Raw genomic sequence first — 1,072 nt, 5'->3', positions numbered from 1 at the left:
CCGGTGATCACGGCGGCGGGCGGGCCGTGGAAGAGCGTCGCGCCGACGATGATCCACAGGCCCAGCAGCGGCAGCAGGGCGGCGTTCCCCACACCGTTGCGCATGCCGTTGCGCATGCCGTTCCCCGTGCTCTTCCCCGCGTCCGCGGAACGGTGGTCGCCGGTCGGTCCCGCCATGGTCGCTCCTCGAAGGTCGTTGTCGCCACCTAGACCATAGGGCTACCTAGTTAGGAATGCAATCTAAGTAGCGGAGGCAAGGACGAGGAACGGCGAAACCCGCCGTCCCGGACGGGAGCGGCGGGTTTCGACGAAGGGGAAGGGGCGTCAGAGGCCGAGCTCGGCCTCGAAGTTGCCCTCCTCCAGGCGGTGCTTGACGGTGCCCAGGAAGCGGGCCGCGTCCGCGCCGTCGATGAGGCGGTGGTCGTAGGTCAGCGCCAGGTAGGCGATGGACCGGACGGCGATGACCTCGCCGAGCTCCGGGTCGTCGATGACGGCCGGGCGCTTGACGACCGCGCCGGTGCCGAGCATGCCGACCTGCGGCTGGTTCAGGATCGGCGTGTCGAACAGCGCGCCCCGGCTGCCGGTGTTGGTCAGCGTGAACGTGCCGCCGGACAGCTCGTCCGGGCTCACCCGGTTGGTGCGGGTGCGGTCGGCGAGGTCGGCGATCCGCTGCGCGAGGCCGCCCAGGTTCAGCTGGCCCGCGTTGTGGATCACCGGGACCATCAGGCCGCGCTCCGGGACGTCCACGGCGAAGCCGAGGTTCTCCACCTCGTGGTAGGTGACCTCGTCGCCGTTGATGACCGCGTTCAGCTTCGGGTGCTGCTTGAGCGCCTCGATCGAGGCCAGCGCGAAGAACGGCATGAAGGTCAGCTTCACGCCCTCGCGCGCCTCGAAGTCGGCCTTCGCGCGCTCGCGCAGCCGCGCGACCTTGGTGACGTCCACCTCGACCACGGTGGTGAGCTGCGCCGACACCTGGAGAGACTCGACCATGCGGCGGGCGATGGTCTGCCGGATCCGGGACATCTTCTCGGTCTTGCCGCGCAGCGCGAGCTGCTCGGCGGGCGCGGCGAACG

General features: G+C 70.1%; 1 protein-coding gene. It reads right to left on the bottom strand.

What is annotated here, in order from left to right:
- Window positions 1-323 precede the first annotated feature (323 nt).
- Window positions 324-1,072, bottom strand: a 749-nt coding sequence (locus tag AB0J52_RS41920; protein ID WP_500188874.1) for a 2-oxo acid dehydrogenase subunit E2, incomplete at its 5' end; no start/stop codon positions are given.

This window comes from Spirillospora sp. NPDC049652, from assembly GCF_040675125.1.
Classification (GTDB): Bacteria; Actinomycetota; Actinomycetes; order Streptosporangiales; family Streptosporangiaceae; genus Spirillospora.
The sequence above is the reverse complement of the archived record's forward strand: the minus strand, read 5'-3'. Positions and strand labels throughout refer to the sequence as shown.